The following is a 13850-nucleotide window of genomic DNA, read 5'->3' on the forward strand; positions in this document are numbered from 1 at the left end:
CTGTCAGCGCGCCGCGCGTCCGTGTTCTACCGTCCGTCCCGGAAGGTGTGACCGAGCAGTGATCGTCGACCATTTCCAACGCATTCCGTACGAACCGGCCCGCGACGGCAGGGTGGAGATGCACTCCGGCCTGTCCCGCCACTATCCGACCCTGCACGCGAATCTCGTGGCCGCGCCGGACCACGACCGTTCCGTCGGTATCGTGATGGCGCACCCGGCCTCGGACTTCCTGTCCCACTTCCTGCTTCGCGGGTTCGCCGACGCCGGGATTCCCGCGCTCGGGGTGAACACCCGCTACAACTCGAACGAGCCGGCGCTCATCATGGAACGCGCCGCACTCGACCTCGGCTCGGCGGTGCGCTGGATGCGGGAACGACTCGGCTTCGAACGGGTGATCCTGCTCGGGTTCAGCGGCGGCGGCTCCCTCGCCGCGTTCTACCAGGACCAGGCGGAGAATCGGACCGTCACCCACACCCCGGCCGGCGACCCGAGCGGGTTCGCCGACGCCGACATGCCCCCGGCCGACGCATTGCTGCTGATCGGCGCGCACACCGGCCGGGCCCACGTCCTCCGGCACTGGATCGACCCGGCGGTCACTGACGACGAGCAACCGGACCGCACCGACCCGGACCTGGATCTGTACGCGCCGGACCGGACCGCACCGCTGGACCGCGACTGGGTCACGAAATATCGTTTGGCGCAACTGGACCGGATGCGCCGAATCGACACGTGGGCACTCGACCGGCTCGCGGAGCTGAACCGCACCGGCGAGTCCGACCACGGCTTCGTCGTTCATCGCACGGTCGCGGATCCACGGTTCGTGGACATCACCCTCGATCCGAGTGACCGCGCCGTCGGCAGCATGTACGGGGACCCGGCCCGGGCGAACACGGCCGCCGGCGGCCTGGCCCGGTTCGTCACCGTCCGCAGCTGGCTGAGCACCTGGAGCGTGGACCACACCAACGCCGACGCACTCCGCAACCTGCCCGGTGTCACCTGCCCGACGCTGGTGATGTCGCTGCTCGGCGACCAGGCGGCGTTCGCCTCGGAGTCGCGGGCCATGCACGCCGCACTCACCGGCGCGCCCGCGACCCTCGTCGAGGTCCCCGACCTGAACCACTACCTGGTGGACCAGCCGCACGGCGTCGCGCACGTCACCGGCGAGGTCCGCACCTGGCTGGCGGGCCACGACCTCGCCGCCTGAATCTTCCACCAGCTCAAAAAAAGACGATTCGCGGGAGCGAGAGATCATGGCCATCCACCCCGAGACGGACAGCATCACGACACCGGTGCCACCGATCCGCGAGCAGCGCTGCCCCAGCGCGTTCACCTACTGGGACCGCAAGACCGGTCCACGCGTCCGGCGCGCCGAGCGGGCGCTGCGCCGCGCCTTCGGCTACGAACTGTTCCCACCGGACGAGCTGGCGCATGCGTTCTGCGAGAGCCTGTTCCACGGCGACCCGCTGGCCGAGCACTTCGTCGATCAGGTGTACGGCACCGACCCCGCGACCGGACGGGCACTGCTCGACCGGGCGCTCGCCGAGGGCCTGGAGTCGGTCCCCGAGGCCCCCGAGAGCATGCGCGAACTGTTCACCGAGTTCGAGACCGTCCCGGACTGGGTCGACCGGGACCTCGTCGAACGTGGCGCCGCGATCTGGCGACGGTGGGGCACCATGCTGTTCACCGTCGCCGGCGGTATCACGCTGGAGATGTACACCGAGGCCGCGGTCGCCACGCCGCTCTCCCTCGCCGGCGGCTACGCCGGTGACAACGCGCTGCGCCGCTACCTCGAGACGTCCCGGTTCTGGATCGACGTCTCCGAGCCGGGCGCACTCCTCACCCCGGGTTCGGCGGGCCGCGCCACCGCGATGCGGGTTCGGGTCATGCATGTCGCGGTCCGGCGGCGGGTCGACGGTCACGCCGAGTGGGACACCGAGAAGTGGGGATACCCGATCAGCCAGGGCTACCAGATGTTGACCCTGCTCGGCGGCAGCACCGTTCCGGCACTGGCGCTCCGGCTCGTCGGCATCCACACCAGCCGCTCGGACATGACGGCGTTGCTGCACTTCCAGAAGTACATGGGGTACCTGCTCGGCGTCGACGTGCGCCTGTTCCCCGAGACCATCGCGGACTCGATGCGACTGAACGCCATGGTCTCCTTCAGCCGCAGCTACGACGCCGGGGTGCACGGCAAGGAGCTCATCGAGTCGTTCCCCGCCGCATTCGCGCCCCGACCGGAGCAGCGCGGACTGCAGCGCCTGCGCGCCCGCTACACCTACGGCATGTACAGCGCCTACACCACCCTGTTCATGAGCCCGGTGACCCGCGCCCGCTACGACATGCCGTCGCCGCTGCCGTGGATCCTGGTGGTCATCGCGCGCTGGCCGCTGCTCACCGCCGCCGAGTACGTCCGCCGCGTCTCGCCCCGGGTCGACCGGCTCTGGGACCGGATCACCTCCCGGCACCGCGAGAGCTGGTACCGCGCGCAGATGGCAGGCCGGGAGGCGGAGTTCCAGGCGCGCAGCGGATTGCGCCGATGACCACACCCATCGCCACCCTGGACTACCTGCACGGCTTCGGCAACGAGCACCACTCCGAAGCCGTGGCCGGCGCTCTGCCGTGGGGCCAGAACGGACCCCAGCACGCCCCGCACGGCCTGTACGCGGAGCAATTGTCGGCCACCGCGTTCACCGAGCCGCGCGGGCGGGGCCGCCGCACGTGGGTGTACCGCATCCTGCCGTCCGCCCGGCACGGGGCGTTCCGGCGCATCGCCGACGGGAACCTTCGTGCGGCACCGCTGTCCGGCGGGGTCCTCGACGTCAACCGGCTGCGCTGGGACCCGATGCCGGACGCCGGTCCGGGCGTCGACTTCCTCGACGGGCTCTACACCCTCGCTGCGAACGGCGACGTCACCTCGCAGACCGGCATCGCGATCCACACCTACGCCTGCACGCGGTCGATGGAGTCGCGATACCTGTTCGACCTCGACGGCGAGCTGCTCCTGGTTCCGCAGTCCGGTCGGCTCCGAGTCCACACGGAGGTGGGCATTCTCGACGTCGCACCGGGAGAGATCGCGGTGATCGGGCGGGCGATCGGCTTCCGCGTGGAACTGCCCGACGGCGGTGCCCGCGGGTACGTGCTGGAGAACTACGGCGCGTATCTCGCACTCCCCGAACTCGGACCGATCGGCGCCAACGGCCTCGCCCACCCGCGCGACTTCCTGTATCCCGTTGCCTCGTACGAGGATCGGCTGGAGACGGTCGAGGTGGTGCGCAAGTTCGGTGGGCACCTGTGGGCCTGCGAACTCGACCACTCGCCCCTCGACGTGGTGGCCTGGCACGGCACCCACGGGGCCTACAAGTACGACACCGCACGGTTTCACGTGATGAGTTCGGTGACCTGGGACCACCCCGATCCCTCGATCTTCACGCTGCTGACCTCCCCGTCGGGGCGCCCCGGCGTCGCCGACGTCGACGTGGTGGTGTTTCCGCCTCGGTGGAACGTCATCGAACACTCCTTCCGCCCACCGTATTTCCACCGCAACGTGATGACCGAGTTCATGGGGCTGGTCACCGGCGTGCACGATGCGAAGGCGGAAGGCTTCGTGCCGGGCGGGGCGAGCCTGCACAACATGTGGGCGCCGCACGGCCCCGACGCGACGACCTACGAGGCGGCCGTCGCGGCCGATCTGACGCCGCAGAAGCTCGACGGCTCACTGCCGTTCATGTTCGAGACCCGGCGACCGCTGCACGTCACCGACTTCGCCCACGCCGCCGAGCACCGGCAGCCCGACTACGACTCCTCCTGGCGCGATCTGCGGCGCCACTTCCCGGCTTCCTGAATCAGTTTCCCCACAAGAAGTTCATCCCGATCGACCCGACGAGAGGACGAGCAGATGACCACCACCGTGCGCAACATCCCCGACTTCACGATGCCGGATCCGGTGCACCGGATCGGTGGTCGCGCCACCGCCGGTGACGGCGGCGCCACATTCGCCTCCACCGATCCCACCACCGGCGAGCAGGTCGCCGAACTCGCGGCGGGCACCGAGGCCGACGTCGACGCCGCCGTCGCCGCCGCCCGCGCCCAGTTCACCGACGGCGAGTGGTCGAGGTTGCCCGCCGCCGAACGCGGGAAGATCCTCAATCGCGCCGCCGACCTGATCGAGCGGGACGCGCAGACCCTCGCCGCGCTCGAGGCCGTCGAGATGGGCAAGCTGTACCGTGATTCCGTCGCCGGCGACATCCCCGCCGCCGCCGCGGTGTTCCGGCACTTCGCCGGGTGGGCGGACAAGCTGACCGGGCAGTCGGCCGCCCTGTGCGACATCGGGCCGCAGAAGCGGTTCGGCTTCACGATGCGTCAGCCGCTCGGCGTGGTCGCCGCGATCACCCCGTGGAACAACCCGGCCGTCATCGCGGCCTGGAAGCTGGCACCGGCGCTTGCCGCCGGCTGCACCGCCGTCGTCAAACCCGCCGAGGACGCCTCTCTGTCCACCCTGCGTCTGGCGGATCTGCTCACCGAGGCCGGTCTGCCGGACGGCGTGGTCAACGTGGTCACCGGTCTCGGGCCCCAGGCCGGCGCCGCGCTGGCCGGACACCCCGGTGTGGACAAGGTCTCGTTCACCGGCAGCCCGCGGGTCGGCCGCGGCATCCACTCGTACGCGGGCACCACCTTCCGCAAGGTGACCCTCGAATTGGGCGGCAAGTCACCACAATTGATCTTCCCGGACGCCAACCTGGAGGAGGCGCTGCCGTGGATCGCGATGGGCAACTTCTACCACCAGGGCCAGGTGTGCGCGGCCGGCACCCGGGTGATCGTGCACGAGTCGATCGCGGGCGAGGTCGTCGACGGCCTGGTCGCCGCCGCCGAGCAGGCCGTCATGGGCGATCCGTTCGCCGAGTCGAGCACGATGGGCACCATCGTCAACGCCAAGCAGATGGACCGGATCGTCGGCTACATCGAGAAGGGCCGCAGCGAGGGCGCCGACCTCGTCACCGGCGGCCGGCGCCTCGACGGGCCCGGGCTGTTCGTCGAGCCCACCGTGTTCCGCGGCCACAACGACCTGACCATCGCCCGTGAGGAGATCTTCGGTCCCGTCGCCACTGTGATGACCTTCCGCACCACCGAGGAAGCGGTCGCGCTGGCGAATGCCACCGAGTTCGGCCTGAACGCGATGATCTACTCCTCCGACATCGGCCGCATCCACTCGGTGATCGACAAGCTGCGCGTCGGCATGGTGTGGGTGAACGGCTGGGGCGTCCCGGATCCCGCGCTGCCCTGGGGTGGGCGGGGCGGCAGCGGCATCGGCCGCGAACTCGGGCGGTCCGGCATCGAGGCCGACACCGAGGAGAAGACCGTCCACATCGGCTACACGGGGTTGTGAGCCGATGACCGTCACCGAGAGGAACACTCCCATGTCCCCCAGCGCGGGAACAGATCTGGAAATCACCGAGGCCTGGAACGGTCTCGACGGCGAGGACGACACCCTCACCACCGTCCTGCCGCGGCACAATGCCGCACATCCGGTCCCGCGAAACCTGGCGTTCGAGCACTGGTACTTCGACGCCACCCTCGCCGACGGACGCACCGTCATCGGATTCCTCAACATGCGCCGCCCGGAGGAACCGGCCGCGGTGGCACGACCGAACGTCGAGATCCTCGTGTACGCGCCGGACGGCACGCGACGGCAGGTGCGCAAACGGTATCCGCGGTCGCAGGCGAGCGCGTCGATCCGCAAGTGCGACGTGCGGATCGGCGGCAACCACGCGCACGCCGAGTTCCCCGACGGCGGGCTGCCGGTGCACCGGGTGCACCTGTCCGAGGGTGGCATAACCCTGGATCTGACGTTTACCAACGAACTGCCCAGCTGGATGCCCGGCGGCGGCGAGACCCGATTCGGCAACACCGACGTGTTCGGCTGGTGCGTCGGCGCGCCCCGCGCCGCGGTGACCGGCACCGTCACGGTCGACGGCGTCGGCTCCGAGGTCACCGGGCGCGGCTACGCCGACCACAACTGGGGCTTCGGCGACATGACGAAGGTGATCGACCACTGGCACTGGGGCCGGCTGTACGACGACGACTACTCGTTGCTGTTCGCGTCCGTCCTGACGCAGGAGCGACTGGGACGGCACCGCAGCCAGCCGCTGATGCTCGCGTATCAGGGTGAGGTGGTGATGAGCACGGGGAAGACGGTGCTGAGGGAGGGCCCACCCGTGTTCGACGAACGCGCCGGCCGCACCCGCCCGGAGTGGATCGAGCTGGAGGTTCCGGATCGGCTGTCGCTGCGGCTGGACGTCGAGGAGGTGGTGCACGCGCACGACCTGCTCGACGACGTGCCGGTGGCGCGCACCAGGCTGGTGCGCCCGCTCGCCCACCGATTCATCGGACACCCCGGGTACTTCCGGTTCCTGTCGTCGTTCGAGCTGACGGTCGAGCGCGACGGCACCACCGATGTCCGCCGCGGCCGGACCCTGCACGAGCTGGTCGCACTCAGCTGACGACGATGCGAAAGACCGGGTACTGCGCGGCGATCCGCTCGAACTCCTCGAGCGGGGCGTCGCGGTCCACCGGAAGGTGCGGCCGGGCTCCAGGGGCGAGGGCGAGGTAGCGGCGCAGGATGGGCGCGCGGGCATCCGGGTCGACCTCGTCGAGACGCACCGCTGCGCTCCGGCCACGCCTGAGCACCGCCCTCCCCTCGGCCGCGCGGACGTTGCGCACCCAGTTCGCGTTGTTGCCGAGCATCGACACCAGGTACCGCTCCCCCTCGTAGTCGGTCACCACCAACGGAAACGAAATGGGACGGCCCGTGCGTCGCCCGCGTACCTCCAGCGTCACCGCACGTTTCGGCGACAGCACGCCGGCCGCGAACTGGAACGCGGAGATCCGGTTGAGAGCTCGGGCCAGGTTCCCGGGCCGTCCGCCGCGGTACATTCGACGCCGCGCCCGATACCGCCAGCCTCGCACCAGGCCTGGTCCCTCACCCATCGCCGAGCCACCTCCCTCGTCCGATTCACACTTCCGCACGTCCTCGTCATCGTTGCGGTCGGACACCAGCAGACCCCAGGACCGATTGCGCGAGGTCGTCGAGGGCGCTGCGTACCCCGCGGGCGAACACCTCCACGTCCGGGCAGCTGTCCTGGTCAGCGGCGGCAGTGAGGTTGAGCTGGCCGGCGTACGACAGGGCGGCGACCACCAGCGTCAGGTTGCCCATGGGCGGCAGCAGGGGGAAGACCTCCAGCAGCGGCGCGCCGGCGAGATACAGCCGCATCGGCGGACCGGGGACGTTGCTCACGACCAGGTTCACCGAACGCTGCCGCGGAAACAGCCGGTACCAGATACGTTGGCAGGCGACGAATCTGAAGATCCCGCTGCCCGCCTCGGGGCGAGCCTCGTCCTTCCGTGCGCGTGTCTGCGCGGCGATCGACGTGAGCCGGCGCACCGGGTCCGGCTCACCGACCGGCAGCGGCACCATCATCCATCCGGGCGTGTTGCCTTGCGCCTCCCCGGGGCGCGCTTCGTGGTGGGAGATAGTCACCATCGCGCGCTGGACGATCCCGTGGACAGCCTCGCCGCGGCTCGCCAGCAGCGCGCGTAGACCGCCGGCCACCGCGGTCAGCACCACGTCGTTGACCGTGGCGTGATGGATATGGGCGACCTCTTTGGTGGGGTCGAGGCGAGCGCGGACGACCGCCAATCGACGCTCCGGGCCCACGGGGTGGTTGAGGCTGGTCCGCGGAGCAGGCCTGTCGGTGAGTACCTCCCGCCAGGCCGGCAACGCGCGGCGCGCCAACCGCAGCGTTCTCCTCGGATGGACGAGGCCCGACCACCCGCGCGCCAGTTCCTGTCGGCGGCGTCGCAGGTTGTCGCGAAGCAGCTCACCGGTGGACGGGATGGGTGTCGGCGTCCACGCCGGTGCACCCTCGACGGGCGCGTCGGCAGTCCGGTCGAGCAGCGCCCCGAAGGCGGCCATCGCGGCGGGGCCGTCGGCGAGGACGTGATGCAGCTTCAAGAACGCGCCGACCCGTCGGTCCGGCAGGCCGGGTAACAGCCACAGCTCCCACAGCGGCCTGGCGGGATCGAACGGTCGCCGGGCCAGCTGCCGGCATGTCTCCAGCAGCTGGTCCTGGCCCCCGGGCGCGGCGAGCGCACGGACATGGACGTGCTCGGCGACGTCGAAGGAGGGCGCGTCGACCCACAGCGGCCAGCCCAGCCCGAGGCGAGGCCGGTACAGCAGCTGTCTGAAGCGAGGCACCAGGTGCATTCTCGGCTCGAGGTGTCGCCGAACCTCGTCGAGCCGGACGCCGCCATCCTCGTCGAGCAGGCTCGTGCCGTCGAGGACGGCGAGCCCACCGATGTCGGTGGACCAGCCGTAGTCGTCCCAGAGCAGCAGGAACAGGTCCGAAGCAGTCACCCGTTCCAGGAGCCGCTTCTCGGCCATGACCTCACGTCCCTTCCCCGTGGCCTAGACGGCCGCCGCGGTTCCGAGGCCTTGGAGGAACGAGTAGACGGCGATTCCTCCGGCGTGTTTGCGTGCGAGGTCCCTGAGCTCCTGGGAGACCTCGCCGAAGGCTGTCATGCGGTGGTCGTACGCGTACTTCTCGAACAGGAGCGCCCGCGCGTCCATGATGTGTGTGTTGTGCTCGATCAGCGCTTCTCCGCTCGGGTACGTCTCGTGGACCTCGCACTCGGTTCCGTCCTCGCTGATGAACCAGTCGTAGCGAAGGGTCTGCGTGTCCTGCTCTCGGGTCAGCCGCATGATCTCGACCGCTTGAGCCTTGAACCCTTCCAGTTGACCCGGACGGATCTTCAGGTGTGCGTGCAGTTCCAGATGTCCCATGACTCCTCCCGTCGTCGACTCCGGGTGTTGTCGCCGTGACCCCCTCTTCTTCACATCCTCGTCGTCCGGACGTCCTCGCGGCAGGGTCGAAGGTCCCCCGCACAGGGCCGACCGGCCTGACTGCCGGGGTCCGATTCGTGGAGAGGTCGCCGCGGTTGCGCCGCCGACGCGCACATGAACGCCGCGGCGTCAGACCGTTGTCCGCACCGGCGCCGTCCGTGCAGGCGCCGAAACCAGCACGACGCCGACGGCCGTCACGGCCGCACTCACCGCGGCCGCGAGACCCGCGGTCACCGCCGAACCGAGTGGCGCCTGTAGCGCGCCGGCGATCATGTAACCGACCGGCATGCACACATTGGCGAGGGTCGCACCCAGTCCCGCGACTCGTCCGAGCATCGCTTCGGGCACCCGCGTCGCCACGAGGACATCCGCCCAGACGCTGCCCACCCGAATCGCGGCTCCGACGAACAATGCAACCACGGCCATGACGGAGAACGGTGGATACAGGCTCAACGCCACGAGGCCGACGCAGATCGCCCCCTGCGCCAGCAGCGCCGACTGCGCTGTGCGAGACGGAATCCGCTTTCCCAGCAGGCTCGTGGCGCCGATGCCACCGAGCGCGAACAGCGCCATGATGTATCCCTGGGCGCCCGCGAACCATCGCTCGCTCGACCCAGCGTTGACGATCAGGAGCCAGGCCGGGACCGGTAGTGCGGTTTGTGCCGCAGACACCAGGATCACCGTGCGCAGCCAACGACATTCGCCGACGTAACGGAGACCCGCACGCGTGTCCTGAACAATCCCTGTGGGCGGGTCCGTTCGCGACGGGCCCAGGGGGACCGCACCCGCGCACGTGGCACCCACGGCCACAGCCGCGACGAGCAGAATTGCCGACACCGCGGGTCCGGTGGCCGAGATCAGCAGTGCCGCTGCAGCGGGCGAAACCACTTGTACGGTCAGGCTCAACGAGTGCCAGATCGCCAGCCGGTCGGCCCGATCGTCGCGTGGCACCGAAAGATAAACCGCAGTCGTCGCGGCCGGCTGCGAGAGCCCACTACACACGCCCAAGGCAATCATGACGGGCAGAACGTGAAGTCCACCCGCAAGTGCAGGCAGCATGGCGATCAGCGCGCCACGACCAGCATAGGTCGACAGGATGATCGCCCGCTTGTCGAGCCGGTCCGCCAACGTGCCGGCGATGACCCCGGCTCCGAGAATTCCGATGCATCGAGCACCGAATGCCAGCGAAAGCAGCGCCGCGTCTCCGCCGGCCGAAACAACCAACCCCGCCGTAATCACCACGATGGCGGAATCTGCGACCGGACCGGCGAGGAGGAAGACGAACCCCAGCCTGGACCGGAGTTTTCCGCGCATCACGTTCCTACCGGGACGTAGAACCTCATCGAAAAGCCTTCGGGGGTTAGAGTTCTGCGCTCGTTCACCTTCAGTTCGGCACCCGACAGCTGAATTCGCATCGTGGAGTTTCGGACGATCTCACCCAGGACGGTTGACAGCTCGCGTTCCGCGAACTTCGCGCCCACACACCATCGCGGCCCACCGCCGAACGGTATGAACTCGCCGCGCTGTGGCGCCGCATCGATCCACCGCTCGGGCCTGAAGTCGCCACCGGTCGGCGCGAAGGTGGGCGATACCCGGTGGGTGACCCAACTGGATACCATCACCACGCTGCCCTTCTTCATCTCCCAGTCCCCGAATCGGATGTCCTCGGCCGCGTCACGGCCCAGCATCCACGACGGCGGCCACAGGCGGAGCGTCTCGGACACGACGTGTCCGAGTGCGTCGGCACCACCCTCACCTCGGAGCTGCTCTTGCACGGCGCCGCGTCCACCGAGCTCGACCATCCCCCACAGGATCGCCGCCGCCGGAACGCCGTGCGCGGCCAAGAGTGTCGAAATAACCATCTGCACAACGTCTTTGGATGGAAGAGATGCGCGTCGCAGGTCGTCACACAATCCGTCCGAGCCCGGCGCCCGCACCAGCTTCGCCACGACCGATTCGAGATTGCGCAGGGCCCTGCGGACCCGCAGATCGGAAGGCCGCCAGCGCAACCATCGGGGCAGGACGAAGGGGCTCGCCGTGATCGGGAAGAGAGCATCGAGAAGTTCTTGTGCGAGAGGGGGTATCTCGTCGAAGTTCCGCGTTCCGAAGCAGTACCGACTGATGGACGCGGACGTGAGCACCTGCAAGGTGTCGATCAGTTCGCGATCGTCGACCGTCCTCCCCAGCCAACCCCGGAGAATCGCGTGTGTGTCGTGCACAAGTTCGACCTGGTGGTCCTCGAGACGATCACGCGAAGCCAATGCCGCGGACGCCGCCTTGCGTGACGTCATCCACCGCTGCACCGATTCGGATCCGAGGTCGCCCGACACCTTGTTCCGGAGGAAATTCTGCGTCGACAAGAACTTGCGATTCGACCCGACGAGTACGTCGTGTACCTCGCGGTGACCCGAGACCAGGAAGGTTCCCGGCCAGAGTTCGACTATCGGCCCGAGTTCTGCGGCGTCGAGCAGAAAGGTCAGCCGCCCGCGATCGTACGTTTCCGCCAGTGCTGCTCGCGACGCCCCGAGGACTGGTGGCCTTGCCATGTGAAACTCCTAACGAGAGTGCGGGCGGCGTAACAAAGTCCACCGCCCGCACGTGTGAAATTCTCAGGACCATTCGTACATGCCCGGCGCTTTTCGCGGCACGAAGCCGACGAGCGCTGCGACGGTGAACTTGATGCGACGCATTTCCTCCACCTCCTTTCTGTGCTCGATGTGACATGAACAAGACTGCGCCGTCGTCGCGGGGTCCAGAAGCCGACCAAGGTGTGGAATCCGCTCACCCCCTGAGGTTTTCTCACCGGGTCGGCGCGTGAACGTGCAGCAGGACCAATCACCGTGTCACGCAGGATCACCGACAGCTGGTTGGCGGCGTGACCGACGGCGGTGCGCCAGGCCGCGCACACCGCGGTGCGCCGGAACTGGCGGGGTCGACGCCGGACTGCGGGCGCGCGGCACCGCGCAGTCCGTACGCGACCACGAGCCCGACCAATGCCGGGATCTGTCGTCACAGATCGCCGTCGGCGCGGAAGACTGCCGAGGCATCCTCGAAGCACGCGATTGCGTGGCGAAGAGCGCCGGCGTACAGCCCCGCAGTCCCGGATCATGCCGGATTCCTTCACCGCCGCCGTCTCGACGGGGATTCGACTCCGCGCCCGACCTGCGGGCCTCCTCACGGCCGGGTGCGGCGAACCGACCGTGCGTACCAGGACCGCCGGAGCCGGGCCTGGTTCGATTCAGCCGCTCTCGATTGCCGACAGCACCCCAGCGCTCCCGATCCGCGGGCATTAGTGTCGAGTGCATGAGCCTCGACATCACCGCGACCTCGGCCTGGCAGAAGCTGCGCGCGCACCACGAGCTGGTCGCCGACCGGCACCTGCGCGAGCTCTTCGCCGAGGACCCGGAGCGGGGCCGCGAGCTCACCCTCACCGCCGGTGACCTGTACATCGACTACAGCAAGCACCGGGTGGAGCGGGAGACGCTGCAGCTGCTGGTCGAGGTGGCGCGCGCGGCCGGCGTCGAGGAGCGCAGGGACGCGATGTTGCGCGGTGAGCACGTGAACACCTCCGAGGACCGGGCGGCGCTGCACACGGCGTTGCGGCTGCCCCAGGACGCCGAACTGACCGTCGACGGGCAGGACGTGGTCGCGGACGTGCACAACGTGCTGAGCCGGATGGGCGACTTCACGGACCGGCTCCGGTCGGGTGAGTGGCGGGGCGCCACCGGCGAGCGCATCACCACCGTCGTCAACATCGGCATCGGCGGTTCCGACCTGGGCCCGGTGATGGCGTTCCGGGCGCTGCGGCACTACGTCGACGCCGGGGTCACCGCCCGGTTCGTCTCCAACATCGACCCCGCCGACCTGGTCGGCAAGCTCGCCGGCCTGGACCCGGCGACCACCCTGTTCATCGTGGCGTCGAAGACGTTCTCCACCCTGGAGACGCTCACCAACGCGACCGCGGCGCGGCGCTGGCTGGTCGACGCGCTCGGCGAGGACGCGGTGCCGAAGCACTTCGTCGCCGTGTCCACCCACGCCGAGCGGGTCGCCGAGTTCGGCATCGACCCCGTCAACATGTTCGAGTTCTGGGACTGGGTCGGCGGACGGTACTCGGTGGACTCGGCGATCGGGCTGTCGCTGATGTGCGTGATCGGCCGGGAGGCGTTCGGCGAGTTCCTGGCCGGCTTCCACACCCTCGACCGGCACTTCGCCGAGCAGCCGCTGGAATCCAACGCGCCGGTCCTGCTCGGCATGATCGGCCTGTGGTACTCGACCTTCTTCGATTCGGATTCGCGTGCGGTGCTGCCCTATTCGAACGATCTGGGCCGGTTCGCCGCCTACCTGCAGCAGCTGACGATGGAGTCGAACGGCAAGTCGGTGCGCGCGGACGGGTCGCCGGTGTCGACGCCGACCGGGGAGATCTTCTGGGGCGAGCCCGGCACCAACGGCCAGCACGCCTTCTACCAGCTGCTGCACCAGGGCACCCGGCTGTCGCCGGCGGACTTCATCGGGTTCGCCGAGCCCACCGACGATCTCGCGACGATCGACGGCGAGGGTTCGATGCACGACGTGCTGATGAGCAACCTGTTCGCGCAGACGAAGGTCCTCGCCTTCGGCAAGACAGCGGAGGAGATCGCGGCCGAGGGCACCGATCCGGAACTGGTGCCGCACAAGGTGATGCCGGGCAACCGCCCGTCGACGACCATCCTCGCGCCGAAGATCACCCCGTCCGTGCTCGGTCAGCTGATCGCGCTGTACGAGCACCAGGTGTTCGTCGAGGGCGTGGTGTTCGGGATCGACTCGTTCGATCAGTGGGGCGTCGAACTGGGCAAGGTCCAGGCCCTCGAACTGGAGCCGGTCCTGACCGACCCGGAAGCACCGGCGCAGCAAGGTGATTCGTCGACCGACACGCTGGTGCGCTGGTACCGCAACCGCCGCGGCCGGCAGGCCTGAG

At 69.1% G+C, this 13850-nt stretch carries 11 protein-coding genes; 6 read left to right on the forward strand and 5 right to left on the reverse strand.

Features of this window, described 5'->3' with window-relative positions:
• Positions 1-58 precede the first annotated feature (58 nt).
• The 5 genes from ACWDU4_RS07860 to ACWDU4_RS07880 are packed head-to-tail and all read left to right on the forward strand — an operon-like array spanning position 59 to position 6497.
• Entirely contained in the window at positions 59-1204 is a 1146-nt protein-coding gene (locus tag ACWDU4_RS07860) for an alpha/beta hydrolase (RefSeq protein WP_450113310.1), read from the forward strand.
• 46 nt (positions 1205-1250) lie between these two features.
• The gene (locus ACWDU4_RS07865; protein WP_450113311.1) at positions 1251-2540 is read left to right on the forward strand and encodes an oxygenase MpaB family protein; all 1290 of its coding nucleotides are present in this window, start codon (positions 1251-1253) and stop codon (positions 2538-2540) included.
• A complete protein-coding gene (gene hmgA / locus ACWDU4_RS07870; protein ID WP_450113312.1) occupies positions 2537-3841 on the forward strand; it encodes a homogentisate 1,2-dioxygenase in 1305 nt (434 codons plus the stop codon). The genes ACWDU4_RS07865 and hmgA overlap by 4 nt, the downstream gene beginning before the upstream one ends.
• A gap of 54 nt (positions 3842-3895) precedes the next feature.
• Positions 3896-5383 carry an aldehyde dehydrogenase family protein gene (locus ACWDU4_RS07875; RefSeq protein ID WP_450113313.1) on the forward strand — a complete coding sequence of 496 codons (1488 nt, stop codon included), beginning with the start codon at positions 3896-3898 and terminating at the stop codon, positions 5381-5383.
• A gap of 31 nt (positions 5384-5414) precedes the next feature.
• On the forward strand, positions 5415-6497 hold the full coding sequence (locus ACWDU4_RS07880; protein ID WP_450113314.1) for a lipocalin-like domain-containing protein: 1083 nt from the start codon (positions 5415-5417) through the stop codon (positions 6495-6497).
• On the opposite strand, the gene ACWDU4_RS07885 is transcribed toward ACWDU4_RS07880, so the two are convergent.
• The 5 genes from ACWDU4_RS07885 to ACWDU4_RS07905 form a co-directional block, all read right to left on the reverse strand.
• A complete protein-coding gene (locus ACWDU4_RS07885; protein WP_450113315.1) occupies positions 6490-6984 on the reverse strand; it encodes a nitroreductase/quinone reductase family protein in 495 nt (164 codons plus the stop codon). The genes ACWDU4_RS07880 and ACWDU4_RS07885 overlap by 8 nt on opposite strands.
• A gap of 46 nt (positions 6985-7030) precedes the next feature.
• The gene (locus ACWDU4_RS07890; RefSeq protein ID WP_450113316.1) at positions 7031-8437 is read right to left on the reverse strand and encodes a wax ester/triacylglycerol synthase family O-acyltransferase; all 1407 of its coding nucleotides are present in this window, start codon (positions 8435-8437) and stop codon (positions 7031-7033) included.
• 24 nt (positions 8438-8461) lie between these two features.
• Positions 8462-8836, reverse strand: a complete 375-nt coding sequence (locus ACWDU4_RS07895; protein ID WP_450113317.1) for a putative quinol monooxygenase — start codon at positions 8834-8836, stop codon at positions 8462-8464.
• Between the two features lie 189 nt (positions 8837-9025).
• Entirely contained in the window at positions 9026-10210 is a 1185-nt protein-coding gene (locus ACWDU4_RS07900) for an MFS transporter (RefSeq protein WP_450113387.1), read from the reverse strand.
• Positions 10210-11442, reverse strand: coding sequence for a cytochrome P450 (locus tag ACWDU4_RS07905; protein ID WP_450113318.1), 1233 nt, complete (start codon positions 11440-11442; stop codon positions 10210-10212). Before ACWDU4_RS07905 ends, ACWDU4_RS07900 begins: the two co-directional genes overlap by 1 nt.
• Before the next feature lie 757 nt (positions 11443-12199).
• Between ACWDU4_RS07905 and pgi the strand changes: the two genes are divergently transcribed.
• On the forward strand, positions 12200-13849 hold the full coding sequence (gene pgi, locus ACWDU4_RS07910) for a glucose-6-phosphate isomerase (RefSeq protein ID WP_450113319.1): 1650 nt from the start codon (positions 12200-12202) through the stop codon (positions 13847-13849).
• Position 13850: the final 1 nt, after the last annotated feature.

It is taken from the genome of Rhodococcus sp. NPDC003348 (assembly GCF_053589375.1).

Coding starts and splice junctions, on each gene's coding strand:
- ACWDU4_RS07865 (WP_450113311.1), top strand. CDS start 1,251: ATGGCCATCCACCCCGAGACGGACAGCATCACGACACCGGTGCCACCG.
- hmgA (WP_450113312.1), top strand. CDS start 2,537: ATGACCACACCCATCGCCACCCTGGACTACCTGCACGGCTTCGGCAAC.
- ACWDU4_RS07875 (WP_450113313.1), top strand. CDS start 3,896: ATGACCACCACCGTGCGCAACATCCCCGACTTCACGATGCCGGATCCG.
- ACWDU4_RS07880 (WP_450113314.1), top strand. CDS start 5,415: ATGTCCCCCAGCGCGGGAACAGATCTGGAAATCACCGAGGCCTGGAAC.
- ACWDU4_RS07885 (WP_450113315.1), bottom strand. CDS start 6,984: ATGGGTGAGGGACCAGGCCTGGTGCGAGGCTGGCGGTATCGGGCGCGG.
- ACWDU4_RS07890 (WP_450113316.1), bottom strand. CDS start 8,437: ATGGCCGAGAAGCGGCTCCTGGAACGGGTGACTGCTTCGGACCTGTTC.
- ACWDU4_RS07895 (WP_450113317.1), bottom strand. CDS start 8,836: ATGGGACATCTGGAACTGCACGCACACCTGAAGATCCGTCCGGGTCAA.
- ACWDU4_RS07900 (WP_450113387.1), bottom strand. CDS start 10,210: ATGCGCGGAAAACTCCGGTCCAGGCTGGGGTTCGTCTTCCTCCTCGCC.
- ACWDU4_RS07905 (WP_450113318.1), bottom strand. CDS start 11,442: ATGGCAAGGCCACCAGTCCTCGGGGCGTCGCGAGCAGCACTGGCGGAA.
- pgi (WP_450113319.1), top strand. CDS start 12,200: ATGAGCCTCGACATCACCGCGACCTCGGCCTGGCAGAAGCTGCGCGCG.